A 24,888-nucleotide genomic window follows, 5' to 3' on the forward strand; every position below is an offset into this window, starting at 1 on the left:
GAGGCTCACCCCTTCATCCCTTCATCCCTATTTCCCAAAAATCATAGAAGCGATATTCTCACGAAACGGGGGATATACGACCCCCTTTTCCGTAACGATCCCGGCGATGAGTTCATTCGGGGTGATGTCAAAGGCGAAATTGAATACCCCCACCCCGTCGGGAGTGATCTGGACATCGCCCACATGGGTGACCTCTCTTGGCGTTCTGTCCTCAACCGGAATCCCGCTGCCATCCGGCATATCGGGATCAAACGTCGACGAGGGGGCGGCCACGTAAAAGGGGACCCCATAGTGTTTGGCCAAAATGGCGACCCCGGATGTGCCTATCTTGTTGGCCACGTCACCGTTGGCCGCGATCCGGTCCGCGCCCACGACCACCTTGTCCACCACGTTGCGCCCCATGAGCAGGGAACAGGCGTTGTCGCAGGCCACCCGCACCGGGATATTGTCCTTGTGCAGTTCATAGGCGGTCAGCCGGGCGCCCTGAAAAAAGGGCCGGGTCTCGTTGGCAATGACCTCGATCTGTTTGCCCATGTCCACCGCCCCCCTGATGACACCCAGGGCTGTGCCGTATCCGGCGGTTGCCAGGGCGCCGGCGTTGCAATGGGTCATCACCGTGTCCCCGTCGCCCAGCAGTTCCCCGCCGAACCGTCCGATGGCCCTGCACATGGCAATGTCCTCGGCCTGAATCTCCCGGGCAAGGGAGAGCCAGAAATCAGCGAGTTCCTCGAGACGTACAAGAGAAGCATTGTCCTTCCAGGCGGCTCGCATCCGGTTGACCGCCCATTTCAGATTGACCGCTGTGGGACGGGCAAGGGCGAGTTCATCCAGCTTTTTCTCCACCGCGTCTGCCCAGCCTGGATCATTCGCATCCACCTCCCGGGTTGCCAGATAGCACCCAAAGGCCGCTGTCACGCCGATGGCGGGCGCGCCCCTGACGACCATGGTCTGCAGGGCGTCGATGATATCCTTGACCGTGGTGCAGACAAAATCATCCTCCCTGGTCGGCAGGTAGCGCTGGTCCAGAAGGATGAGTGCGTCTTTTTCAGGAGAAAAACGGATATGGTCTTGCATGGATGTTCCTTTTTCGATGGCGGGTCGCCCGAAGAATGATTGGTGGTTACGGGGGTGATTGGATGCCCCCCACAGGGATGAACACAAAAAAATACCTCTCTCTGCGTCCCTGCGCCTTGGCGGGAGAAACAACTCACCCGATTTTCTTGGCCAGAAGCTGGTTGACCAGCTTGGGGTTGGCCTTACCCTTGGATTTCTTCATCACCTGCCCGACAAAAAAGCCGGTCAGTTTCTTTTCTCCGCCCTTGAACCGGGCCACTCCGTCGGGGTTTTCGGCAATGACCTCATCCACATACCCTTCAATGGCCGCGCTGTCGGAAATCTGGGCCATGCCCTGGGCTTTGACATATTCTTCCGGGTCACCCCCCTCTCCAAAAAGGGCCCCAAAGACCTTTTTGGCGATCTTGCCGCTTATGAGTCCATCATCGATAAGTTTGACCAGTTTGGCCAAATGGCCGGGCGCGACGGCGCAATCACCAATGTCCTGACCGGCATCGTTGAGCTCCTTGAGCATCTCGGTCATCATCCAATTGCTGATTTTTTTGGGCCGGTTGTATGCCTTGACCGCCGTCTCGAAATATTCGGCCAGTCTCTTGTCCGCGGTCAGGGTTTCGGCATCGTACCCGGGCAGGGCATATTCTTCCATGAACCGTTCTTTCTTGGCCCTGGGCAGCTCGGGCAATTCCGTGCGCCAGATTTCGAGCTGGGCGTCCTCGAACACCAAAGGGACCAGATCAGGATCAGGAAAATACCTATAATCATTGGCTTCTTCCTTGCCACGCATGGATCTGGTCACGCCCTTGGCCGTATCAAAAAGGCGGGTCTGCTGGACGACTTCTTCTCCATCATCGAGAATGTCCCGCTGCCGTTCGATTTCATAATTCAGGGCCCGTTCCACGTTCCGGAACGAATTCATGTTTTTGAGTTCTGTGCGGGTTCCGAGTTCCTTCTGACCCACGGGCCGGAGCGATACATTGGCGTCGCAGCGGAAACTCCCCTCTTCCATGTTTCCGTCACAGATCTCCAGATAGACAAGGATGGCCCGCAATGCCTTGAGATAGGCCACTGCCTCCTCGGGGCTGCGCATGTCCGGTTCGCTGACGATCTCGATCAAGGGAACCCCGGCGCGGTTCAGATCGACAAAACTGACGTTCTCCGTGTCCGAATGGATATTCTTGCCGGCATCGTTTTCCATGTGGATGCGGGTGATACCGACGGTCTTCTCCCCCTTGGGGGCAGAGATAACCACATGGCCGTGCTCGGCCACGGGGAGCTCGAATTGGGAAATCTGGTATCCCATGGGCAGATCGGGATAGAAATAATTCTTGCGGGCAAAGACCGATCTTTTATTGATGGTACAATCCACGGCCAAGGACATCTTTACTGCGTATTTAACGGCACGCTTGTTCAACACGGGCAGGGTTCCCGGCATTCCGGTGCATACCGGGCAGGTGTTGGCGTTGGGTTCCGCCCCGAACTGCGTGGAACAGGAACACCATATCTTGGATTTGGTCTTCAACTGGGCATGGACCTCCAGCCCGATGACGGTCTCGTAAGCGCTCATTCTCTTCTCCTTGGAGACATTGGCGTAGCAAAAAAATGACAACCGGCGAACCGGCTGTCCAAGAAAAATGGTTTAACGGATCACCCGGCACACGGGACCATGTCAGCCGCGTACCGTTCTTACTGCGACCAACAACAAGCCCCTCTCCCGGCGCAGGAAAGGGGCTTTAGGGTGCCCCTGAAAAACGCGGTTCATGCACATCGCACACGGGGGGAATCCGGAACAGTGGCCCCTTCCATGCCGGAATATGCGGACCGATCCATGCTCATCCTTCCTGCCCGTAGAGCTGTGGATTGAGATTGGGATCATTGTACATCTTGTACTGGAAATAAACCTTGGGGCGCTTCACGCCGCGGGCATAATCGTCGATCAGTTCCAGCCCACTGGTGGACAGATCCCGGTGCTGCTCCTGCAGGGTGGCCAATTTGTTCCGACAGCTCTGGATGTGGTCGTTGTCCACATCCCCCCGCTCGGTCTGTTCCTGCATGTGGAATATCTTCAGACTCAGGATGGACAGCCGGTCGAGTACGCTGCCCAGGGTCTCGGTATTGTATCTATGGGCCGCGTCAGGGGGGAGAAAGGAGCCCACACGGGTGATGATCTCCTCGTCGATCCGCTCGATAAGATCGTTGCGTTTCTGGTTCAGACCGTCGATCTCCCTCTTGCACTCGGCGATAACCCCACCGTCGACATCCTTGATCCGGGCCCGGTCCTCGACGTGCCACAGTCTAAAATTGCACAGGTGCTGGGCAAGGACCAAACCGGTCAATCCAGACAATCCGATGGATTCCGGCACCCCGTGGTGCCATAGGGCGACAGTCTCCAACTGGGCGGCCCAACATGCTCCAAGATCATTTTTGAGCTTTTGTACTTCAGACAGAGTATCCATATGTATCCGCGCCGGAACCGTGTATTCCGGCCTTGGTTATTGGTGAGCGAGTTTGCCCGAGCTGATCAGGATGCACACGTCGGCCCTTTCCTGCATGTGGCCGGCGAGAAATGCGGCCATCTCCCCGGCCCCACAAAAAAGATCCACATGGTCCCCATTGATGGCCCCGCCCCGGTCCTGGGCCAAGCCCAAAAGAACCATTCCGGCTGGATCCTGGCGCATTCCAGGCAAACGGACCTGCTGTAAAAGGACCGACCCGAGGGGCACCCGGGCAGGGTCGGAGGCCACACTGACAAGCGGGGTCAAGGTCGCCCCCATGGCCCCATAGGGCCCATCATCGGCAAGACGGAAAAAAACATAACTCGGGTTGGTGTTCAGAAGATCCTCGACCATGCCCGGTCTGTTCTTCAAAAAGGTCCTGATCCCCTGCATACTCATCTGCTCGGGACTCATGTATCCCTTTTGGATGAGCACCCTGCCCAGGGAAACATACCTGTGCCCGTTCTTTCCTGCGTAGAGGACATGGCGGACGGAACCGTCGGGAAAGACCAGTCGGCCCGATCCCTGGATCTGGAGGAAAAAGATGTCCACGAGATCCCGCACCCAGGCAAGTTCCACCCCTTGGTCCTCCAGGGCCCTGTCCGAATCGATGGCCTCTCTGCTATGATAGGGTTTGATCCGACCGTCCGTTATCCGGTAGACCAACTTCTGGCCATTCCAGCGGGGATGGAACGATCCGAGATCCGCGATCTTGAGATCCTTGGGGATCCCGTACAGGGGAAAGGGATATTCAGGACACGGGACAGGACTGGCATGGATAAGGGGCTCGTAATACCCGGTCATGAGGGTCGGGGGGGCCAAACGGTACCAATCGAATCGGTCCTTGAGATAGGCCGGGTGTTCATCGAGTTCGGGCAACAGACGGATCAACTCCGCGACGGTCTCCTGCAGATCCTTCCACGTACAGGTCAAGCTGTCGGCCCCAAAGGCGATGGCCTGGTCCGGTTTGTTCCGCAGGTAGGCAAGACTCCTGGCAAGCGCTGGACGCAGTTCTTGCCAGGACCCGAGCTTTTGCCGGGCGAGGGACAAACGGGCAAGCATGTCTTCCTTCTCCCGCAAGGTGAGGCGGACATATCCCGGGGGGGACTCCTTTTCAGCCGATCCGGCAACCGCTTCCGCAGATTTTTCTCCTCCGGTCGCATCTGCGGTCCCATTGCCCGTATCCTTGACGAGGACGGGAGGCCGGGGAGGAGCCGGCTTGCCACACCCCGCAGCCATGAGCGCGGCCAATGCGGCCAAGCCAACCATGGCCAGAAAAAGCAGACGCTTCCCATTCATTGCCGTTCCTCCTTTCATCCGCTCGGCACCCCTTGTCGACGGAAACAATGGGTTCCCCGTTCTTTGAACGCCCCATCCGCGTTCACGTCCTGTCCAGGGAGGTATCAAAGTATTTGCCGATCCCATAGTCCCTGCGACGGAAAAATTTCTCCGGGCTCGGACCGATTATCTGCAATTCAGGATGTTTCTTCTGGACATCCAGGGCAATATGCATCTCCTTGGTGCACCCGGTGGAAAAAGTGGCGTCCTTGCCCATCCACACGGAAGGAACTTTTTCTCCCATGAGTTCGAAACTCTTCTCGATGTCGGTGACCGTCTGGAACCGCCACACGTCAATGAGCCCACTACGCTGCACCTTTTCCCACATGTACATGAGATCATCCCCGTCCATGCCCTGCTCGAAATGCTCTGCGGGGTTGATGATCAAGGCCCCGCCGAGTTTGCTCCGCAGATACCCCACAAAGGTGTTCAGGACCCGTTTGGCGGTCTTGAGCTGGCCGGGAACGCTGCCGATTATGGCACTGTAGAACATGACCAGCTCCCCCTCGGACCGTTTCCTGCGCATGGCACTCATGATCTTTTCCGCCTTGCTCAGGATCTGTTTTTCCGTAATCTTGACCACCCGAGGGGAACGTTTCTTGAGATAGAACCCCAATCGTCCATCGGGATGGCGGAAGTAGGAGATGATATTCCTGGTAAAGGAATGGGTATTGAGGATCAAGCGACGGTAGTTGCGCGATCCCTTGGCGATGACCAGATCGGACTCTTTCCACGACCGGGCAAAGGTCACGCTCGTCCGGTACAGATTGAGCCGTTCCCGCGTGCCGTCGGAGATGACCACAAAAGAATTTTCCCGCAGGGTCTTCAGGAGTTTGTTCTTGGAAACCTCGTTGTCCGAAAGAAAAACCGCCTCACTAAGTCCCATGGCGAAAAAAGGATCGGATTCCTTGTCCCAGAAGGTCGGGCTTTCGAAATAGAATCCTTCCTTCAGGGCCAGTACAACCCGGTGCCCCTGCCTGAGCAGGGATTTGATGATCAATAGATCGAACATGATCCCCCCACTGGTATCCGGCATGAAAAGAATGCGCAGAGGATGCAGGGCCTGGGGACCGATCAGGGGGCGGAACACCGCATCGAACTTTGTGTCGAACCCATTGGTCTCATCACAGAACCGACGGGCGTCTAAGGCATCGATATCCTTTTCCCAGATCATGTTGCAGGTCGAGAGACTAAAAAGGCGCTTGAGTTCCAGAATATCCAATTCCCAGCGCAAGTCCTGAATACGTTGGCACCCCAGGGTCGAGGAAGGGCAGGCGCTCAGATAACCGGTAAAGGCCTGGCTATAAATAAAATCATTGGCCCGCTTGTTCATTAGCCGCTTCCGGTCCCGCATGGGGTCGTCCATCCCGCACTGGCTAAGAAAGATGGTCACCAGGTGTTTGAGCAACCGTGAGGGGATAAGAAAGGTCGATCCGAGGGCATCCCTGAACTTGTGACGGGACAGAGAGAGGATCTTTCTGCGCGTATACTTGTCCTTGATATTTTCATGCACCAGCCTCACGAGCAACCGCCATTCGTAACGGTACTCCTCCCGAAGGGGGGTGGTCAGCTCCGTGCCCAAGAGGTTCTTGAGCATCCAATCCGAACAAGGCGCAAAAACTTGGTTGGATTGGATATCGACCATGAACCGGATCTGCTCGGGAGAGGCGTTCAGGTCGGGTTTGACCGCATACTCGATATTGTTTTCGGTGAAGAAATAGAGCAGCCAAGCGTCGAGATGGGGATCGGTACCATAAAAAAGTTCCGTGGTTGAAGAAAAATAGGGCAGGCTACTCATGGGCGCTCCCTGACAAACCCTTTTGATTGCAATTTGGCGATGTACGAAGAGGTTGGGGCGTGGATGAGCTTGACGCCTGTCTGCGCCCGGCCGATTTCCACCCGGTCTCCGGTTTGCAGGCAAACCCCTTGCTGTCCATCCAGTGTGAGATATGTCTCGGCATTGTTCGGGTTGACCGTGATGGACACCGGGCTATCGAACGGGAGTACCAATGGGGCGAAGGTGTTCAAGAAGGGACAGATGGGCGTGAGGATGAAAGCATCCAGCTCCGGATAGACCAGAGGCCCCCCTGCTGAGACGCAATATCCCGTGGATCCCGTTGGGGTGGATACGATCAGCCCATCGGCCCGGACATGACCCAGACACTCCGTCCCGAAACAGACCGCCAGATTGACCAGTCTCGCCAGGGACCCTCTGTTGACCACAAGATCGTTGAACACCTTGCCCGAACAAAAAGGTTCGTCATCCCTGTATAACGTATACCGCAAAACAGCCCTGGAGGAGACGGCCACTTTGCCGGACAAAAGGTTGACGAGCATCTGCTCCCACGTCTTTGAACACGCCTCGGTCAGGAACCCGACATTACCGAGATTTACACCGAGCAGGGGGATGTTGTGGCCGTTGACCTTCCTGGCTACGGACAACATGGTCCCATCCCCTCCAAGGACGATGACACAGTCCGGCCTTCTCTGGCCACCCCCAAGAAGGTCGCAGTTTTCCTTGTTCACCACCACGTGGGTACTTATATCGCGTGCACGTATCCAGGCCTGGATTTCCAGGGCCAGTGCGCGGGCTTTTTCGTGTCCGGACTTGATAACCAGGATAATATGACGGATCGTTGCGTTCATGCCCGTCTATCTAGCCAACTATGGGCCAGGATTCAAGGAAAGATAGGCCCGCCCGTCCCAGGCTTGCTCATCGTCAGTCTCGTTCCATACCCAGCGTACAGCTACGGACGTAGCCTTCCATCCATGTGCACACGAAAAAATGTAAAAAACGACAAAACGACCAAGAGTTTCCAACCGGACAAAAAAAAGCTAAAGGTAATCCCGGGTCTGGCCGATAATGGATATGAGAGGATATCTAATATAGGGACGCCATGATCACCCACGCCTACATGCTCAAAAATATGATGCGCAGCTATGACCGACAGATCGGCAACGGTCAGCGGATCGAGCGCATCAAAAAATACATCTCCCCCCTTACCGGGGAGGAGAGGGGTGGTGGTGCTTCCGACCAGTCCAGAAGGAGCCGGCTGGTCCAGCAGATATCCAAGGAAATCTTGGACAATCTTCTTGGTTCAGGGAGTACCAACCCCATCGTGCAGGAAATCAAGACCGAGTTGGACAGGGAATTCCCCATCGAACTCATTTTTTCCTTTGGTCCGCAGGACAAGGAAGTGCAGATCATACGCCGCCTCAAGGAAGGCACGGTCACCCTGTCCGACGAGGAAAAAGCATTAGTGCTGGCACGTGCCCAAGAAATCATACAAGAAAAGGTCGGAAGGACTATGATCTGTCCCTAGAATGGGGACAGCAATCCTCCCTTCACCACCAGGGGGTCATACCATGGATATACAGAGCATAACCGCCCAGATTGATCGCTACACCAACACTTCGGTGGCTGAAACAAAGAACGCCAAGAAGGGTGGAACGGCCAGCAAGACCCCGGAAAACCATCCGGATACCGTTTCCCTCTCAAACAGGGCCAAACTTCTCCAGACCGCAGGGGAAAACGCATCTTCCGCGCCATCAACCCGTCCGGAAAAAATCCAGGGACTCAAGGAACGTATTGATTCTGGCGACTACTCCCCGGATCCGGAAAAGATCGCCGCCCAGATAGTCAAGGAAGACCTGGATATCTGGGGATAACACCGGTACAATGTACAAGCCCCCCCAAACCAGAGGCCGCCAGGTAGATACCACCTGGCGGCCTCTGGTTTGGGGGGGGACGTATGGTTCCGGCCCGGACCCCCTATAGGTCCTTGAGCAGGATCGGCTGGCACATTCCCGGATCGAGTTGTGGGGCCTGGATGCCCACTCTGGCGGGATTGTTGATAAGGATGGGGCCGCACAGATTGAGACTGGTCTTGTCCGGCCGGCCCGGGGGAATGTTCACCGTGACGATAACCGAAAGTTCATTGACATTTGAGGTTCCCAAAAGGGCGGCGTCGCAGTCCTCAACCTTGAGTGCATAGTCCGGGAGGAATTCAAAGGGATCGGTGACGATCAAACCGATAGCACTGTCATCCACATCCTGAAGCAGGAAAAAAGGTGAGTCTTCACGGATCTTGAAAAGGATGAATCGCCGACTGGTTTCAAACCCGAGGATTCCCCTGGGAAAAGAGATGATTTTGTCAAGATCGATCCGTCTTTCCCCGAGCCGGGAAACGATTACTTGTTCTGTTTTGGTTTCCATAGTTTGGTCACGGCAAGAAGGTCGTCCTGCAGGGTCTGGGCGGCCATTCTGTTTTGCTCCTGGATTTTTTCGTATATCTCCTCACGGTACACCGGCATTCCGTCCGGGACCTCGATCCCGAGCTTGATGCGCTGTCCCTTGATGGACAGGACCGTGATCTTGATATCATCTCCCAGGTGGAGGCTCTCACCCGGACGTCTGGAAAGAATGAGCATGGGTTGTGTGGTTAGATGTAATCGAGAAGACTCATCTTCATGATCCTTGAGGAAGATGTCAACACCGCCTGATAAACAATCTCCTGTTTGTTCAGATCGGTCATCAACTCGGCGATATCCACGTCCTCGATATTGGACAATCTCTCCTCCTGATTGAGCTGGAGGCCGGAAAGAATCTTCTTGGTCATGCTGAGTCTATTCTCCCTGGAGCCCACGTCAGCGGCCTGGTTCATCAACCGGTTCTGGGCAACGGACAGGTCCTCCAGAGATTCGGCGATGCCCGACTGGTCGTTGTTTTCAAGAGACGCGATGAGCCTCCCCATGGTCACGAACAGATTGGAGCCGTCTTCCTGCAGGGAATGGTAGTCCCCGGTTCCGTATTCCAGCGACCCTCCAAAGATATCCGAACCGACATTGTTCATGGCCAACCGGTTGTCCGCAGAAATATCCACGGCCAGATCCGCGATCTTGGGCTGGATGACGAATTGGTCCCCCTGGGCAAGATCGTTGTTCCCGCCTTTCGCTGCGAGTTTGAGACTCCCGCCGGGCACAAGGAGCTCAGCAGGCGCTTGGTCATTGTCCGCCTCCTTGCCCGTGACCCAGGAACGCCCGCCATCAAGGCTGTAGGAATACTCGATACTGTCTCCTGCCGTCTCAAAGGCAGCCGGATCGTTATCGATGCGTACCATGATCGGCCGATCGAACCCGCCTTCAGCGTACGCATTGACATCGCTCCCCATCTGCATGACCGGCACGGTCCCGGCGTGGACGTCCAGTCCGAGCCCGGAAACATCCCCGCTGCCATCGATCGTGAGCTCGCCGCCCGGGAGCTCGATCACACTCTTTCCGACCGACGTCTCCTTGGCCGTGAAGGTATCGGTCCATGGACTCCCGTCGTCATACCTATAGCGATAGGTCACGTCTGTAGGTGTGGTCAGATCTCCGGATACGATCTCAACGGTCACATCACGCTCGAAGGCCCCCCGGGAACCGGCACTAAAATCTTCTGAAGACGACGTCACTGCTGCCTGGTCGTCATTGCCGCCCGTATATACGGCCGTAGGAGCAACCGTCAGCCAGGTCCCATCGCTTACACCATACCCGTCCCGCAGGGTCACGGACATTCCATCGACCAATTCGAGCTTGTTGTCAGAGCTGTCGAGCTCCCCTACGACCCAGGTCTTCCCCCCATCCTGGGTGTACTTGTAGTCGATATTGTCCGTACCCGTTTCGCCCCCTTCCAAAAACTGCACCTTGACGGAACGGTCACTTGTCCCGGTGATCGTCTCCACATAAGGGTCCACAGAACCGTCCCCGTCATAGACCGTCAATCCGGGCTCATAGGCGTCCCCACCCACATCCTGCCCCGCAAAGATGCTCTTGCCCCCGAAACTGGTATTGGCCAGGCTGATCATCTGATCGAATACTTGGCGCATGTCATAGGACAGGATATCCCTGTTGTCCGCATTCAGGGTTCCGGTGGCCGCCTGCTCGGCGATCTCCTTGGCCCGGGTGACCAGGTCACTCGCCTGGACCAGGGTTTCATCGGCCAGATTCAGCCATCCCGTGGCCGTGTCGATATTTTCCAAATACTGGTCAAAACTGGACAGGGAATCCCTATAGGCCAGGATCCGGGCCGTTCCCAGGGGATCGTCCGAAGGCTTGTTCACATCCTTCTGACTCGAGGCCTTATTGTTCAACTCGATCAGTTCCGATGTGGACTGATTCATGTTGGTCAAAAAATTGGCATACATGGAACGGTGGCTCACCCGCATGGGTATTCTCCTTAATTCTTCATGGACAACAAGGTGTCGAACATCTGGTTCGCCGTGGTGATAAGCTTGGCCGCGGCCGAATAGGACTGCTGGAACTTGATCAGATTGCTCATCTCCTCATCCAGGTTGACCGCTGAAATGGAATCCTGACGCGACCTGAGATCGTCGGCAAGGCTCTGTTGGTAATTAAGATTGAAATCGGACCGGGCCGTGTCCGCACCGACACCACTGACCAGGGCGGCATAATAATCCTGTAGGGTCTGGTTGCTCGTTTCACTTGAAAAGGTGGAAAAAGAGGCCCCTGTGTACTGCAAGGCCGCGACATCCTGGGCAACGACGTTGCTCCCCGAATCCATCCTGCCCGAGGCATCGAGTTGCCCCGCATTGATATAATCCAGATTTCCAGCCACAACAGAATTGACCGCCAGAGACGAGGCGTCCCCCCCTTCCAGATAGGTGTTGATCCCCAGTGCGGCCAGCAACCCTGTGGAATCCTGACCAAAAGAGAAGGTTTTCCCGGAATCGGCCTGGAGATAGAGTTTGTTGTTCTGGATTGTCGCGCTCAGGCCATCGATAGTATCAAAGGCATCCCGAACATCTTCGAGTGAGTGGCTTTGCGGATCAAAATTACCCCCACTAAAGTCGAGCACATTGACACCGCTCTCCCCTGAAGTCGTGTCGTGTATGCTGATGGACAGATTCCCGGCCTGGAGCTTGTCCTCAAAGGTGAGTCCCGACCCGGGCGTCCCGAGTTCCTCGCCCGTATTGGTCACGGTATAGGTCCCGGCCACATCAGTGAACGGCTGGAGACCGCTTCCCTGGCTGTGGATGGCGTTGACCTCCCAGACCAGTCCCCCGGCCAGGGCGTCGAGACGCTCCCGGTATCCGCCCACGTAATCGTCCCTAAAGGCCAGATAGCCGCCCAGACTCCCTCCGGTGATCCGGGAGGAGTTGGCCTCGCCGTTGACATATATCTGGGTAGTGACGTTCGTGGACATGGTCTCACCACCGTGCCAGTAAACGCCGTCCTTGGGGACAATGTTGAACATGTCCCCCTGTTCGAGATCATTGGTTGGAACCCCACCCATATCATCCTGGGTGCCGAACCAGACCTCCAGCTCTCCGCCCGGCAGGCTGATCCGGTTGTCATAGGTCGTGGCCTCGAATTCCCGAGCAGTGCCGTCATCCTCCTTGAGCCATGTCCGTCCGCCGTCAAGGGAGACGTTGAAAGTGGCCCCACCGTCGACCGCGCCCGTGGTTACCGCCTTGAGCGTATATTCGTAACTCGATGACCCTGAGAAATAGATCTGGCCGTCGGTGTCGAAACTCGAACCGTCGGTCAAATGGGCGGTCGCCTTGGGCTCCTGCGTCCCGAGGAGAAAATAGGAACTCCCATCCACCAGGGTCTGACCGCCCCCGGTGGTGATGGTCAGGTTCCCGCCGCCATTGTCGATACAATTTATATCCAGCTTTTCCGAAAGTTCACGGATCTTGAGGGCCCGCTCGTCCCGGGAGACGTTAGCGTTGATCCCGGGCTGTTCACTGACCTGGATCTGGTTGTTCAATTCCGCGACCTGCTGGACGATATTATTGATATCCTCGACCTCCTGGGCGATATATCCATCCATGCGGTCCTCGAGATCCTGCAGGTCCTCGGCCAGCAAGCCCATAGTCTCGAGAAGACTCTGGGTGTTGCCCAGCAGGGCGCTACGCACATTGGCGTCGTCAGGACGCAGGGAGACGTCCTGCCAGTCTTTGAAAAACTGGGCCATGACATCGTTCAGCCGCCCTTCCTGGTTTTCATTGAAGAGCATCTCCACGCTCTTCAGGTTGGTATTCAGGGCGCTCCACTTTTCTTGCTCGGAAAGCTTTTCCGTATACTGGTTTTCAACAAATTCATCAAAAATACGAACGACTTCCGTTCCATTGACCCCTGTACCGATCTGGCCCGGCGAGGTGCTGATGGGACGGTTTTCTTCGACGTTGACCTTGCGCCGGCTGTACCCGGGGGTATCCGCATTGGCGATATTGTTGCCGGTCACCTCGATCTGGGTCTGGGACAGATTGAGGGCCTGCCGGGCAATGTCCATGGTCCCGAGAATACCGCCCATTAGAGTCTCCCACTTATAAGGGTCGCCGTCCGGGTCTGGGATGCCCAGGTCCCGTGGTTGGAATAGGTATGCTGCTGCTTGGGGGTGACCTGCTTACGGAAAAAAGAGAGCAATGAAGTGGACTGGTCCCTCAGGGCGAGGGCGATTTCCGCATTCATGGAGGCATTGCGGGCACACCCCTGCTGGAGACGGTCCACCTCGGCTATGAGTTGGGGGAGTATCTCCTGCTCTTCCTCCCCAAAGGTTCCCGTGATCGCCGAAAGCCTGTCCGCCCCGGGATCGATCCCGTGGATACACCGACGGACAAGGGAACGTTCCGCAGCTATCTGCCGGAGAAGGTCCTGGATGGAAAATTCCAGCCCGGCGACGGATTGCGGAGAATCCTCCTTGAGCAATTGCAGCTCCCGCTTGAGGAGTGTCGTCAAGAGGACGAGTCCCTTGACCTGACGAGAAAGGCTTTGGATGATATATGCGTGCATACCCGGTTTCCTTGGAAGTTCACCAACAGGTTATGTATTGAAGATCCCATCGCACGCCGGGAAAAAGAATCCGGCATTAAAAAATATGCAATTTTGTCTCCAACAATATAAACATACAATATTTCAATAATTTTTCATCAATCAGGGGCAAACATTGCCCCTGGACCGGGCCACAACACGGCAAGAAGGGGGCTCCCCGCCCTGCATACGACATTTTTTTGACCAACCCATGGTACCCCGGTCCGGGAACCTCCAAGAAGGGATCCTGCCGCCCAGGACGGCCCCCAGCCACCGGCAAAACCGCCGCTGCCCGGTGTGTCGTCCGGTATCCACGCGTCAGCCATGACCGGCCGGTCTCTTTCCAAAAACGGGCAACCAATAGAAGATCCCCTTTTCCATCCCGTCCCGTATGGGCCAAGGAAAAAGGGGATCCATGGAAAGACTGCGGAACCGCACTGCCAAGAACATGCTTCCCGCACCACCCGCCTACATGGGGATGGGCCCGGCTATCCATCCCGAAACGCGGGGCTACACATCCTGGGTCAACTTTGCTCCGGGATCCGTTGGCCCATGCTCCTGCTCGATCTTTTGGATGAGCTGTTCGAGTTCCCGCATGGTCCCCTGATCGTTGGCCGGATGGACCCGGGGCCTCGGGGGGTCTTCGGGGCCGGCATTACGGACGGGCAAAGGGTTCAACGGGGTCGATCGGGCCCCCAGAGGCTCCAGGGGCACGGACTTCTGGCTCGCCTCGGAAAGATTGTTCTTCAAACTGTCATAGAGCATCTTGCCAAGCCCCACGCCCCCCGCGTCAGCCATCTTCTGGGAAAGCTCACGGTCGAACATGGACAGATAAAAATCCTCTTCCTTACTATGCAGGTAATCGTCCTTGGGGACCGTGGCCCGCATACGCTCCCACATCTTGGCCATGAAAATGGACTCGAACCCCTGGGTGGCCTCTTTGAGCTTCTTTTCCTTGTCAGCTCCCTGCCCGAGCTCTTCCCTGAGCCTTCTTAGCTTGGCCTGGTCCTGCAGGGAGGCAAGATCCTGTGCCTGGATTGATGACGTATTGGTGATACCCATATTCCACCTCGTTACGTGCGATCACGTTGTTTGTCTGGAGACACTCTTCTGGTCCATACCGGCGTCATATGCTTTCAAGTTCCGCATGCAACGCCCCGGCCGCCTTGAGGGCACGCAGAATGGACATGATATCCCTGGGCGTGGCCCCGATGGCGTTCAGCCCGTTGACCAGTTCCTGGATATTGGCCCCTTCAACGAGAACGAGCCGTTTGGTCTGTTCACGGACCTTGACCTGTGTGTCCGGAGTGATGGCCGTTTGTCCCTGACCAAAGGGGTTGGGCTGGGAGACCTTGGGCGTTTCCTTGACCACCACATTGAGATTGCCGTGGGTCACCGCGACCTGGGACAGGGTTACATTACTGCCCAGGACCACCGTCCCGGTCCGTTCATCGATGACCACCTTGGCCTTGGTGTCCGGCGAACATTCGATATTTTCCAGGGAGGCCATCAAAGGGACGAGATTTCCCTGGAACCTTTCCGGTATATCCAGCCGGATGGAAGAAATGTCCTCGGCACGGGCATACGTGCCGCCCAGAACGGCATTGAGCCGTCCAACGACCTGCTGGGTGGTGGAGAAATCCCTGCCATTGAGATGGATGAGCATGGACGATTGTTTGTTGAACCGGAAGGGTACGCCCCGTTCCACCGATGCCCCGCCCGGGATCTGTCCGACCGTGGCCGTATTTTTGGACGCCTGGGCCGCATCCCCACCGGCGGAATACCCCCCCAGCACCAGGGAACCTTGGGCCAGGGCATAGACCTTCCCGTCTATCCCTTTGAGCGGAGTCATCAAGAGAACCCCTCCGTACAGGCTGGAGGCATCCCCCACCGAGGATACCAGAACGTCCAGTTTGGCCCCGGGCCTGGCGGACACGGGCATTTTGGCCGTGACCATGACGGCGGCCACGTTCTTGACCTTCAGGCTGTCCCGGTCCACACGGACCCCCATCTTCTCAAGCATATTGACCATGGATTGGATGGTGAATTGGGTGCCGGATTTGTCTCCCGTGCCCGAGAGACCGACAACCAGGCCGTATCCGACCAGCTGATTGGTCCTGACCCCGCTGAAGGAGGCCATGTCCTTGAGCCGAACAGCATGGGAACCGGAAGGTCCCCCCAGGACGGTGATCGCCACGGCCACAAGGGACAAGACTATCCTGCAAAGAGGATACGGGACTGTAACAAATGTTTCTCGCATGGAACATCCACCTGTATTCATAGTCTAAAAGGGCCACACGTTATCAAGAATCCTGGTCAGCCAGCCGGGTTTCTGTTTGTCCGCCAGAACCCCCTTTCCATACAGTTCTATCCGTGCATCCGCCATGGCTGTCGAGAGAATGGAGTTATCCGGTCCGATATCCCGGGAACGGATGATCCCCCGGACGACCACGATCTGTGTCTCGTCGTTGATCCTGACCTCACGCCCGCCCTCGACCTCGAGGACCCCGTTGGCCAGGACACGCACGACACGGACCGACACGGTCGTGGTCAGATAATTTTCTCGTTTGGTTTCGCCGTCACCGGAAAAATTGCTCGATGATCCAGCCTTGATCGCCGGTGTCGTTCCCACAGGGATCCCCTTGAGGTAGCCATCTCCCATAAAATTCTGGACACCGAGATCGAGAGAGGACTCCTTGTTCGCGTCCGTGGAGGCCTTGTTCTTGGATACGGTATTCTCGACGATATTGATGGTCACGATATCACCGACCCTGCGGGCACGGCTGTCGGCAAAAAGATAGTCCGCCTGACCGGGATCGAAGAGGGACCCCGGATTTTCCCCTTTGGGGAGGGATTCCTCGGCCGGAGTATACACGGGCTCCGGCAGGGCATGTTTTTGCGAGGGTGCGCACCCGATGGAACCCAGGAGCAAACCGAGTCCGCAAAGGAGGAACACGGTTGTAAGAGAGACCCCTTTACGTTCCAATCGGTGTGGTACATGCGACAGATAGACATCATTCATGGGACAATTCCTTTGGCAGCGGTTGGTGCGTACCCCTATATAGACGGCTTCAATTGACGACGACGGTGTTCTTGTCTTTGACACGGGCAAGAACCTGTTTGTTACTTTGCAAATTACGGACCGTGACTGTCCTGCCGACCCGTCCGTCCTCCATGACCTCGGCAGGGACCTCCAAACGGATGGTCTCGCCGTCATAGACAAGGGAGACCCTGGCCCCCTGGATGACATCCGGCAGCAATTCGATATTTTTTTCGTACACGACCTCCCCGGTCCCCATAGGCCGGACAACACGCCACGGGCCGCCACGGCCGTTCCATACCCCGCTCCTGAGATAAGCCAGATTCTTGCGCTCGAAACGCACCTCTCCCGGACCAATCCGCCGATCCCTGGCCAACGGCCGGTTGGCACAGGGAACAGTCACCCAGACATCCACGAACACACTGGCGGAAATACGCCTGGCAATAGTTCCATGCGCACCCACGACATTGATCCGGAAGGAAACACGGCCCGGGTCGACCCCGCGGGGACATTCCATGCCGAGCTCGCCTTCGGGGTCATCCATGAAAATGTGGTCCGGGATACGGTATTCGCGGACCACGGTTTCACCCTTCAATGGGGCCAGGGCATTCGTCAAAAATTTGTCGACCCGCTGTTTGATCTCCCTTCCGCCGGCCACTCGGCCACCACGCTGGACCTGGATCTGATAGGGTAATTCGCACGCCCCCGGGACCGGTGCCGCCTTTTCCAGGGCCTGCCGGATCATGGCTCCGGTGACAATGACACGGTGTCCCGGCCGGGACGGGGCCGGGGCAACGGACACAGAACCAAAATGATCCATATACACGGAAGATTCCGGCCCATTGGCAACGGCCAGGTCGCCCAGGGTGATGTTCTCCCCCGGGACACAGACGAACTCGTGGAACACGATCCGATCCACGTCCTGTCCAACCGCGGCGTTCGTGCCGGCAGGAATGACGGCTCCCCACGTAAGGAGCCCGATCATGCACAGAAAAAGACAACGCAGGCACATTTTCCTATCCATCGCTCCACCTTTATTATCGCTTCATCTGATTGGCCGTCTGCAACATCTTGTCCGATGTGGAGATGGCCTTGGAATTGGTCTCATAGGCCCGCTGGGCAACGATCATGTTGACCATCTCTTCCACGAGGTCGACATTGGAAGATTCAACGAACCCCTGGGCCAGTGTACCGACATTGTTCTCCCCCGGTGTCCCCTCGACCGGGTCACCGGACCCCTCGGTAGCCACATAGAGGTTGCGCCCTTTGGCGCTCAACCCCGCGGGATTGATGAAGGTATACAACGGGATGTCCCCTTCCTGCAGCGACTCGCCGTTCTTGTCCAAGGCGGAAATATGCCCATCCTCGGTAATGACGACATTCTGTGTCTCCACGGGAACGGTGAAGTTGGGCTGGAGCCTATACCCGCCGGAGGTGACCAGTTCCCCGTCCGTGTTCAGTTTGAACGAACCCACCCGGGTGTAGGCGTCATCGCCGTTGGCATCCTCGACCTTGAAAAAGCCGTCCCCTTCGATGGCCACATCGAGCTGATTTCCGGTATTGCTCAGGTCTCCCTCGGTGAATATCTTGTGTACATCCACCGCCCTGACCCCCATGCCTATCTGGATGCCCGTGGGAAGACGATCGCCCGAGACATTCTGGGCCCCGGAGATCTTCAGATTCTGGTACATGAGATCCTCGAACTCCGCCCTGCTCTTCTTGAACCCGGTGGTGCTCACGTTGGACAGATTGTTCGAAATCACGTCGATATTCCTCTGCATGGCTACCATTCCCGAAGCCGCAGTCCACAATGATCGCATCATAGCGCATTTCTCCTCGTATTATACATTATCGTCATACTCCTGCCCACCCACAGATTCTCGCAGGACGCAGGTTCGGGGTCGCCATCACACCTTGCCCACGGTATCGATGACCTTTTTGTCCATCCCCGAAGAGGTGGTCATGATCTTTTGTTCCGCCCCGAAATTACGAGAGACCCCTATCATTCGGACCATCTCCTGGACGACATTGACATTCGAGGCCTCCAAAAACCCCTGGCAGACCTGAGCATCTGTCGCCTCCAGTTCCTTGAGGGGCGCACCGTCCGGCCTCCGGAAGAGATGCTGACCGATCCGTTCGAGTCCCTGTAGATCATCAAAGGTCACCACATCGATCCGGCCCATCGGCGCTCCGTCTACCAGGATCTGACCGGCACCATTGACCACGAGGTCGGCTCCCCGGGGGACCCGTAATTCTCCGTTCTGCCCCTGCAGGGGGTTGCCATGGGGATCAACGATGGTCCCGTCGGGATCAAGCCTGAAAATACCGTTGCGTGTATACTGTATCCCCTCGGGCGTACGGACCTTGAAAAAGCCTTCGCCATCCAGGCCGAAATCGAGAGGATTGTCCGTTTTCCGCAGCCCCCCCTGACTCATATCGATGTCCACGGCCCCGATCCGCGTCTTAGACACCTCGACGTCTCCGCCCATGGCTTGCTGTTCGAACACATTGCAAAAAGACAATGCATCCTTCTTGTATCCGGTCGTATTAACATTCGCCAAATTATTGGCGATCAGATCGAGGCTCTTTGCCTGGGTCGTGCCCCCGAAAACCGCGCTATACACTGCTGACTGCATCTTCTATATCCTCCGTTGTCCTTCCTTCAAGCAATATACCTGCCAACCGGAAAAGTCCCCATCTCTCCGTCCACCTATCCGCGGGCAGCGGGCCGTGGGGGCATTTTTTTCCGACCTCCCCCTCCAGGCGACAACCCACGGGCCAAAAATAGGACCCCGAACGGAAAAGAGGTTGACAAAGAAACAAAAATCGACAAAAGGAAATTGTTTTTCGGGCGGATGTAGCTCAGCTGGTAGAGTACAAGCTTCCCAAGCTTGGTGTCGCGGGTTCGAACCCCGTCATCCGCTCCACTCCTAATCGCTGTAACATAACCGATGTGGTAGGGTTATCGGGGGTGGACCAATGCGGTCCACTTTTTTTTTGTAAGCAAATGCAAATAGATATATTAAAAAAACAGCTAGCAGACCTGCTGCTCCCCCTGTGCCGAGAACAGGGGGTGGACCTCTGGGGGATAGAACCCGCCCTGGCCTCGCCCAAACACAAGGTTGTGCGTATTTTCATCGATGCCCCGGAGGGTGTGGATGTCGACCAATGCGCAACCTTCAGCAGGCACGCAGAAGTCCTTTTGGATGTCGAGGATATCATTCCGGGCCGGTACACCCTCGAGGTCTCGTCTCCCGGTCTCGACCGGACCTTTTTCTCTCCGGACCAACTTGGACCGTATCTCGGGAACCAGGTCGCCTTTACCCTCCATTCCCCGCGCAACGGCCGCAAAAAATTCAACGGGAAACTGGCTTCCTGTGAGGAAGGTTCGTTCACCCTCGTGCTTGAAGACGGGAGTGAACACGTGTTCCGCTGGGACGAAATCCGCAAGGCCGGACTCGTATTCAGGGGATAGTGATCGAACGTACGGACAGGGGAGCCGAAAACGTTACTCTTTTAACCAAACGTCATCCGAATCATGCGTGATTCTAGGTAGAAGCGGAGAATTTTTATGGGCATGGACTTGAAAAAAGCAATCGATCAGATCAGCAAGGATAAAGGTATTGATCGCGATCTCCTCATCGATACGCTGGAAGAGGCCATCAGGGCTTCGGTCGTCAAGAAATACGGTGACGACCTGGATATCGAGGTCAGTTTCAACGAGGAGGTCGGTGACATCGAGGTCTACCAGTTCAAGGTCGTGGCCGACGAGATCACGGACCCAGCCCGGGAAATCACGCTCGAGGACGCCAAGCTCCACGACCCCAACGTCCAGCTGGACGACGAGATCGGATTCCGCATGGAGATAGAGGACCTGGGAAGAATAGCCGCCCAATCGGCCAAGCAGGTCATTATCCAGCGCATGCGCGATGCGGAACACGAAATCATCTATGAGGAGTACAAGGACCGGATCGGGGACATTGTCGACGGGATCATCCAGCGCAGGGACCGCAATGGGTGGGTTATCAATCTCGGACGTACCGAGGCCATCCTGCCCAAAAACGAACAGATCCCCAGGGAACGTTTCCGCCAGGGCGACCGGGTCCAGACATATATCGTGGACGTCAAACAAGAAGGACGCGGCCCGCAGGTTGTGGTTTCCAGGTCCCATCACGAGTACATGAAGGCCCTGTTCAAAAGGGAGGTCCCGGAAATCGACGACGGCATCGTGACCATCATGGGCGTCTCCCGGGATCCCGGCCTCAGGGCCAAGGTCGCGGTCATCTCCCATGAAACCGACGTTGACCCGGTAGGGGCGTGTGTCGGGGTCAAGGGGTCGCGTATCCAGAATATCGTCCAGGAATTCCGGGGAGAGCGTATCGATATTGTCCTGTGGAATCCCGATATCACCACGTATGCCGTCAACGCACTTTCGCCGGCGATCATTTCGAGGATTACCGTGGACGATGACGAAAAAACCCTGGAGGTGGTCGTTCCCGATGATCAGCTCACACCGGCCATTGGCCGCAAGGGCCAAAACGTGAAGCTGGCGTCTAAGCTTTTGGGCTGGCGGGTCGATATCTTTACCGAAAGCCGGTATGGAGAAATGAACCAAAGCCGACAGGGACTGGAGCAACTGGCCAACGCCGCGGATATCCATGTCGAAAACATTCTGGAGGCGGGCTTTGAGGACGTGGACAGCGTGGCCCAAAGCCCGGAAGAAGAACTCCTCGATATCGAGGGGATCGGCGAGGAAAACGTTGCCGATCTTAAATCGGCTGCCAATCTATTGAAGGAATCTCCAGACGACCTTCCGGCGGAGGACGGCCTGGAAGAGAAACAGGAAGACGGCCTGGAAGAGGGACAGGAAGACGACCTGGAAAAGGGGCCGGAAGACTGAACCGAAACATTCTTCCATCATAGCCATTCACGACATAACCTAATCGCGTAACTATCAGAAAAAAACAATTTTCACCTGCTATGCATCCACAAGTACACTCTTTTCAGATCGAGCCGCAAAACCATGCCCCACACAAGCATGTGCCGATCCGGATGTGCGTGATATGCCGCAAACGGTTACCCAAAGCGGAAATGACACGGTATACGTGTCCCCAAGAAAACGGAACATCTCTGCAGGTCGACCCGGCCGGAAAACGCCAGGGACGGGGATTCTACCTGTGCACAAGCAGTGTTTGCATGAAGAAGTTCAATAAATTCAGGGGCTGGCAGAAGAAATGTAGGGGGGAACACTATGACAACTAAAATGCGAGTACGAGATCTTTCAGGTGAACTCGGCATTTCAAATAAGGAGCTGATACACCTGCTCCGCAAGCTCGATGTCAATGTCAAGAGTCACATGAGCGGATTGACCGAGGACGAGGCAAAGCTGGCCCGAAATATGTTTACCAAGGAAAGCCAGGAGCCTTCGGTTGAAAAAAAACGTGTTCGGTCGGGGGTCATTGTCCGGCGACGAAAAAAACCGGCCCGCAAACCACAGGAAAAAGCCATAGACGAGACGACCACTGAAACCACGGAACCCTCCGGGGAGACCCCCGCGGAGCCCTCTTCCACCCAGGCCCCTTCCATTCCCGAACAAGAATCCAGTACACCCCGGGTTGGGGCTCAGCCGGAACCATCCGAAGCCTCCCCCCATCCTCCAGTGACGGAGGAGGCCGGTAGTCTGCCCAAGGAAGTGATCCCGGAAGAGATCCCGGAAGAACACCCCGCACCGGCCGAGGACGAAGAGCCAAAGCCCGCAGAGAAAAAACGGGGGAAGCGGAAAAAAACGAAGAAGAAAAAAGCCCCCCAACCCACACCCCAAGTAAAAATCATTTCCCGGCCCGACCCCTCAGAGGAACCGACCGTCCCCGCTGCCACGACCACACCGGGCGAGAAGAAAAAATCCAAACCGTCCAAAAAGAAGCACCGCCGTACGGTCGAAGCGGACGAACTCTATCGCAAGGTCCGTCAGGCCGAAACCGCCAAGCCCGAGCTCGTTGGGGGCCGCAAGTCCCGGGGCAAGCGAGGACGCCGCAGGGGACACGACCATGCCCCGACAAAGTCCATGGTCACAACCCAACCGATCAAAGCGACCAAACGAAAAATCCGTATCGACGAGGCCATCCGCATTGCGGACCTGGCGCAACAGATGGGCATCAAGGCCCAGGACCTGATCAAGAATCTTATCGGCATGGGTGTCATGGCCACCATCAACCAATCCATTGATGCGGACACGGCTGCGATCATTGCCGCAGATTTTGGCTATGGTGTCGAAAAGATTGGGTTTTCTGAAAAGGAATTTCTCGCTCCAGTCCACGAGGACAAGGATGAGGACCTGCTGCCCAGGCCTCCGGTGGTGACCATCATGGGCCATGTCGACCACGGCAAGACATCTCTTCTCGATGTCATCCGCAAGTCCCAGATCACATCAGGCGAGGCAGGGGGCATCACCCAGCATATCGGTGCATACCATGTGTCCACGCCCAGGGGAGAAATAGTCTTTCTGGACACCCCTGGACATGAGGCGTTCACGGCCATGCGTGCCCGGGGTGCTCAGGTGACCGACCTGGTCATCCTCGTTGTCGCGGCGGATGACGGCGTCATGGACCAGACCAGAGAGGCCATCAACCATTCCAAGGCCGCGGGCGTGCCCATAGTGGTTGCGGTGAACAAGATCGACAAGGAAGGCGCCGACCCGGACAGGGTCAAACGGGAACTGGCCGAGCACGGACTCGTTCCCGAAGATTGGGGTGGGGACACCATCTACGCCAATGTTTCGGCCAAGAAAAGAATGGGCATTGACGGGCTCCTTGAGCTGGTCCTTCTCCAAGCCGAGGTCCTCGAACTCAAGGCCAACCCGAACCGACGGGGCGTAGGGCATATCGTCGAGGCCCGATTGGACAAGGGCCGCGGTGCCGTAGCCACGGTCCTCATGCAGGCCGGGACCATCCACAAGGGTGACGCCTTCACCTGCGGGCTGCACTCCGGAAAGATACGGGCCATCCTCAACGACCAGGGCAAAATGCTCAAAGAGGCCGGGCCGACCATGCCCGTCGAGGTCCAGGGTTTCGATGGGGTTCCCGACGCCGGGGATGAATTCGTGGTCGTGGCCGATGAAAAAGTGGCCCGCAAAATTTCTGATTCCAGAAAGGGAAAACGGCGGGAGAAAGAGCTGGCCAAAGAGACCAAGTTCACGCTGGACAAATTCCTGGCCGCCAAGGCCGGAGAAAAGGTCAAAGTGCTCAACCTGGTGGTCAAGTCCGACGTCCAGGGGTCACAGGAAGCGATCATCGACGCCCTGAACAAGCTCTCTGGAGAGGAGGTACGTACCGAAATCATCCACAGTGGGACGGGCGCGATCACCGAATCGGACATTCTCCTGGCCTCAGCCTCCAATGCCATCATCATCGGCTTCAATGTCCGCCCCACGGCCAAGGTCAAAGAGGTCGCGGAACAGGAAAAGGTCGAAATCAGATTCTACAATATCATCTACAAATTGGTCAACGAGATCAAGGATGCCATGAGCGGCATGCTCTCCCCGACCATCAAGGAAGTCTACCTCGGCCAGGCCGAAATACGGCAGACGTTCAGCGTTCCCAAGGTGGGAATGGTTGCCGGTTGCGGGGTTACCGACGGGAAGCTCGTGCGCAATGCCATGGTCAGACTCTTGCGTGACGGTGTTGTCATCTATACGGGCAGACTCAACTCCCTGAAACGTTTCAAGGACGATGCCCGCGAAGTCCCAAAGGGTTTTGAATGCGGCACCGGACTGGAAAAATTCAACGACATCAAGGAAGGCGATATCATTGAGGCCTTTGAAGAGGTCGAAGAAAAACGGACATTATGATCATTGGGATTCTCCGTCTTGATTTTAGACTGCACGGGATCCAGTCCCTCAAGGAAAAACGGCGTATCGCCAACAGTTTGAAACAAAAATTGAAAAACAAGTTCAACGTGGCCGTTTCCGAGGTGGACAGTCAGGACGCCCTCTCTCGGCTCGGACTGGCCGCCGTCACCGTTTCCAACGAAACCAAGCGGGTCCAGAGCCAGCTCTCCAAGGCCGTATCGATGATCGAGGCCAGTACGTCGGAAGAGATTGTGGACACGCGGATAGAAATCTTCGGAGCCTGA

Annotated in this window: 24 protein-coding genes and 1 tRNA gene; 8 read left to right on the forward strand and 17 right to left on the reverse strand. The window is 56.5% G+C overall.

Annotated elements, in window-relative coordinates:
- Positions 1-27: 27 nt before the first annotated feature.
- The 6 genes from mtnA to ACY692_RS00910 all read right to left on the reverse strand — a co-directional run bounded on the left by mtnA (position 28) and on the right by ACY692_RS00910 (position 7,550).
- A complete protein-coding gene (gene mtnA, locus ACY692_RS00885; RefSeq protein ID WP_462323442.1) occupies positions 28-1,074 on the reverse strand; it encodes an S-methyl-5-thioribose-1-phosphate isomerase in 1,047 nt (348 codons plus the stop codon).
- Between the two features lie 133 nt (positions 1,075-1,207).
- Entirely contained in the window at positions 1,208-2,638 is a 1,431-nt protein-coding gene (gene gatB, locus ACY692_RS00890) for an Asp-tRNA(Asn)/Glu-tRNA(Gln) amidotransferase subunit GatB (RefSeq protein WP_462323443.1), read from the reverse strand.
- A 265-nt stretch (positions 2,639-2,903) separates the two neighbouring features.
- Positions 2,904-3,527, reverse strand: a complete 624-nt coding sequence (locus ACY692_RS00895; protein WP_462323444.1) for a DUF4254 domain-containing protein — start codon at positions 3,525-3,527, stop codon at positions 2,904-2,906.
- Positions 3,528-3,563: 36 nt separating this feature from the next.
- Positions 3,564-4,865, reverse strand: a complete 1,302-nt coding sequence (gene mltA, locus ACY692_RS00900; RefSeq protein WP_462323445.1) for a murein transglycosylase A — start codon at positions 4,863-4,865, stop codon at positions 3,564-3,566.
- 82 nt (positions 4,866-4,947) lie between these two features.
- Positions 4,948-6,702, reverse strand: coding sequence for an ARMT1-like domain-containing protein (locus ACY692_RS00905; RefSeq protein WP_462323446.1), 1,755 nt, complete (start codon positions 6,700-6,702; stop codon positions 4,948-4,950).
- Positions 6,699-7,550 carry an NAD(+)/NADH kinase gene (locus ACY692_RS00910; RefSeq protein WP_462323447.1) on the reverse strand — a complete coding sequence of 284 codons (852 nt, stop codon included), beginning with the start codon at positions 7,548-7,550 and terminating at the stop codon, positions 6,699-6,701. The genes ACY692_RS00905 and ACY692_RS00910 overlap by 4 nt, the downstream gene beginning before the upstream one ends.
- Before the next feature lie 251 nt (positions 7,551-7,801).
- Here ACY692_RS00910 and ACY692_RS00915 point away from each other — a divergent pair, with 251 nt between their 5' ends.
- Positions 7,802-8,227: a DVU0524 family FlgM-associated protein gene (locus ACY692_RS00915; protein WP_462323448.1), complete on the forward strand. Its 426-nt coding sequence runs from the start codon at positions 7,802-7,804 to the stop codon at positions 8,225-8,227.
- A 43-nt stretch (positions 8,228-8,270) separates the two neighbouring features.
- Positions 8,271-8,573, forward strand: a complete 303-nt coding sequence (gene flgM, locus ACY692_RS00920) for a flagellar biosynthesis anti-sigma factor FlgM (RefSeq protein WP_462323449.1) — start codon at positions 8,271-8,273, stop codon at positions 8,571-8,573.
- A 103-nt stretch (positions 8,574-8,676) separates the two neighbouring features.
- Here the strand turns inward: flgM and ACY692_RS00925 are convergent, their stop codons facing one another.
- The 11 genes from ACY692_RS00925 to flgF form a co-directional block, all read right to left on the reverse strand.
- Positions 8,677-9,120 (reverse strand): flagellar assembly protein FliW, encoded by a 444-nt coding sequence (locus ACY692_RS00925; protein ID WP_462323450.1) that lies wholly within the window; start codon positions 9,118-9,120, stop codon positions 8,677-8,679.
- Positions 9,096-9,335, reverse strand: a complete 240-nt coding sequence (gene csrA / locus ACY692_RS00930; RefSeq protein ID WP_462323451.1) for a carbon storage regulator CsrA — start codon at positions 9,333-9,335, stop codon at positions 9,096-9,098. The genes ACY692_RS00925 and csrA overlap by 25 nt, the downstream gene beginning before the upstream one ends.
- An 11-nt stretch (positions 9,336-9,346) precedes the next feature.
- Positions 9,347-11,110 (reverse strand): flagellar hook-associated protein FlgL, encoded by a 1,764-nt coding sequence (flgL, locus tag ACY692_RS00935; RefSeq protein WP_462323452.1) that lies wholly within the window; start codon positions 11,108-11,110, stop codon positions 9,347-9,349.
- 11 nt (positions 11,111-11,121) lie between these two features.
- Positions 11,122-13,221 (reverse strand): flagellar hook-associated protein FlgK, encoded by a 2,100-nt coding sequence (flgK, locus tag ACY692_RS00940; RefSeq protein ID WP_462323453.1) that lies wholly within the window; start codon positions 13,219-13,221, stop codon positions 11,122-11,124.
- A complete protein-coding gene (gene flgN / locus ACY692_RS00945) occupies positions 13,221-13,700 on the reverse strand; it encodes a flagellar export chaperone FlgN (protein WP_462323454.1) in 480 nt (159 codons plus the stop codon). The genes flgK and flgN overlap by 1 nt, the downstream gene beginning before the upstream one ends.
- Positions 13,701-14,228: 528 nt before the next feature.
- Complete coding sequence (locus ACY692_RS00950) at positions 14,229-14,780, reverse strand: rod-binding protein (protein ID WP_462323455.1); 552 nt, start codon at positions 14,778-14,780, stop codon at positions 14,229-14,231.
- Positions 14,781-14,844: 64 nt separating this feature from the next.
- Positions 14,845-15,978, reverse strand: coding sequence for a flagellar basal body P-ring protein FlgI (locus tag ACY692_RS00955; RefSeq protein WP_462323456.1), 1,134 nt, complete (start codon positions 15,976-15,978; stop codon positions 14,845-14,847).
- A gap of 24 nt (positions 15,979-16,002) precedes the next feature.
- A complete protein-coding gene (locus ACY692_RS00960) occupies positions 16,003-16,740 on the reverse strand; it encodes a flagellar basal body L-ring protein FlgH (RefSeq protein ID WP_462323457.1) in 738 nt (245 codons plus the stop codon).
- 49 nt (positions 16,741-16,789) lie between these two features.
- Positions 16,790-17,782, reverse strand: a complete 993-nt coding sequence (gene flgA, locus ACY692_RS00965; RefSeq protein ID WP_462323458.1) for a flagellar basal body P-ring formation chaperone FlgA — start codon at positions 17,780-17,782, stop codon at positions 16,790-16,792.
- Between the two features lie 13 nt (positions 17,783-17,795).
- Positions 17,796-18,581 (reverse strand): flagellar basal-body rod protein FlgG, encoded by a 786-nt coding sequence (gene flgG, locus ACY692_RS00970; protein ID WP_462323459.1) that lies wholly within the window; start codon positions 18,579-18,581, stop codon positions 17,796-17,798.
- Between the two features lie 84 nt (positions 18,582-18,665).
- Complete coding sequence (gene flgF / locus ACY692_RS00975) at positions 18,666-19,394, reverse strand: flagellar basal-body rod protein FlgF (RefSeq protein WP_462323460.1); 729 nt, start codon at positions 19,392-19,394, stop codon at positions 18,666-18,668.
- Between the two features lie 215 nt (positions 19,395-19,609).
- Here flgF and ACY692_RS00980 point away from each other — a divergent pair.
- From ACY692_RS00980 to ACY692_RS01005, 6 genes are all read left to right on the forward strand, one after another.
- Positions 19,610-19,685: transfer RNA gene (locus ACY692_RS00980), tRNA-Gly, on the forward strand.
- 80 nt (positions 19,686-19,765) lie between these two features.
- On the forward strand, positions 19,766-20,233 hold the full coding sequence (locus tag ACY692_RS00985) for a ribosome maturation factor RimP (RefSeq protein WP_462323461.1): 468 nt from the start codon (positions 19,766-19,768) through the stop codon (positions 20,231-20,233).
- Positions 20,234-20,329: 96 nt separating this feature from the next.
- Positions 20,330-21,658, forward strand: a complete 1,329-nt coding sequence (gene nusA, locus ACY692_RS00990; RefSeq protein WP_462323462.1) for a transcription termination factor NusA — start codon at positions 20,330-20,332, stop codon at positions 21,656-21,658.
- Between the two features lie 152 nt (positions 21,659-21,810).
- Positions 21,811-22,020, forward strand: coding sequence for a YlxR family protein (locus tag ACY692_RS00995; RefSeq protein WP_462323507.1), 210 nt, complete (start codon positions 21,811-21,813; stop codon positions 22,018-22,020).
- Between the two features lies 1 nt (position 22,021).
- A complete protein-coding gene (infB, locus tag ACY692_RS01000) occupies positions 22,022-24,604 on the forward strand; it encodes a translation initiation factor IF-2 (RefSeq protein ID WP_462323463.1) in 2,583 nt (860 codons plus the stop codon).
- On the forward strand, positions 24,601-24,888 hold the full coding sequence (locus ACY692_RS01005; RefSeq protein ID WP_462323464.1) for a DUF503 domain-containing protein: 288 nt from the start codon (positions 24,601-24,603) through the stop codon (positions 24,886-24,888). The genes infB and ACY692_RS01005 overlap by 4 nt, the downstream gene beginning before the upstream one ends.

The sequence above is a fragment of the Desulfoplanes sp. genome, assembly GCF_054921335.1.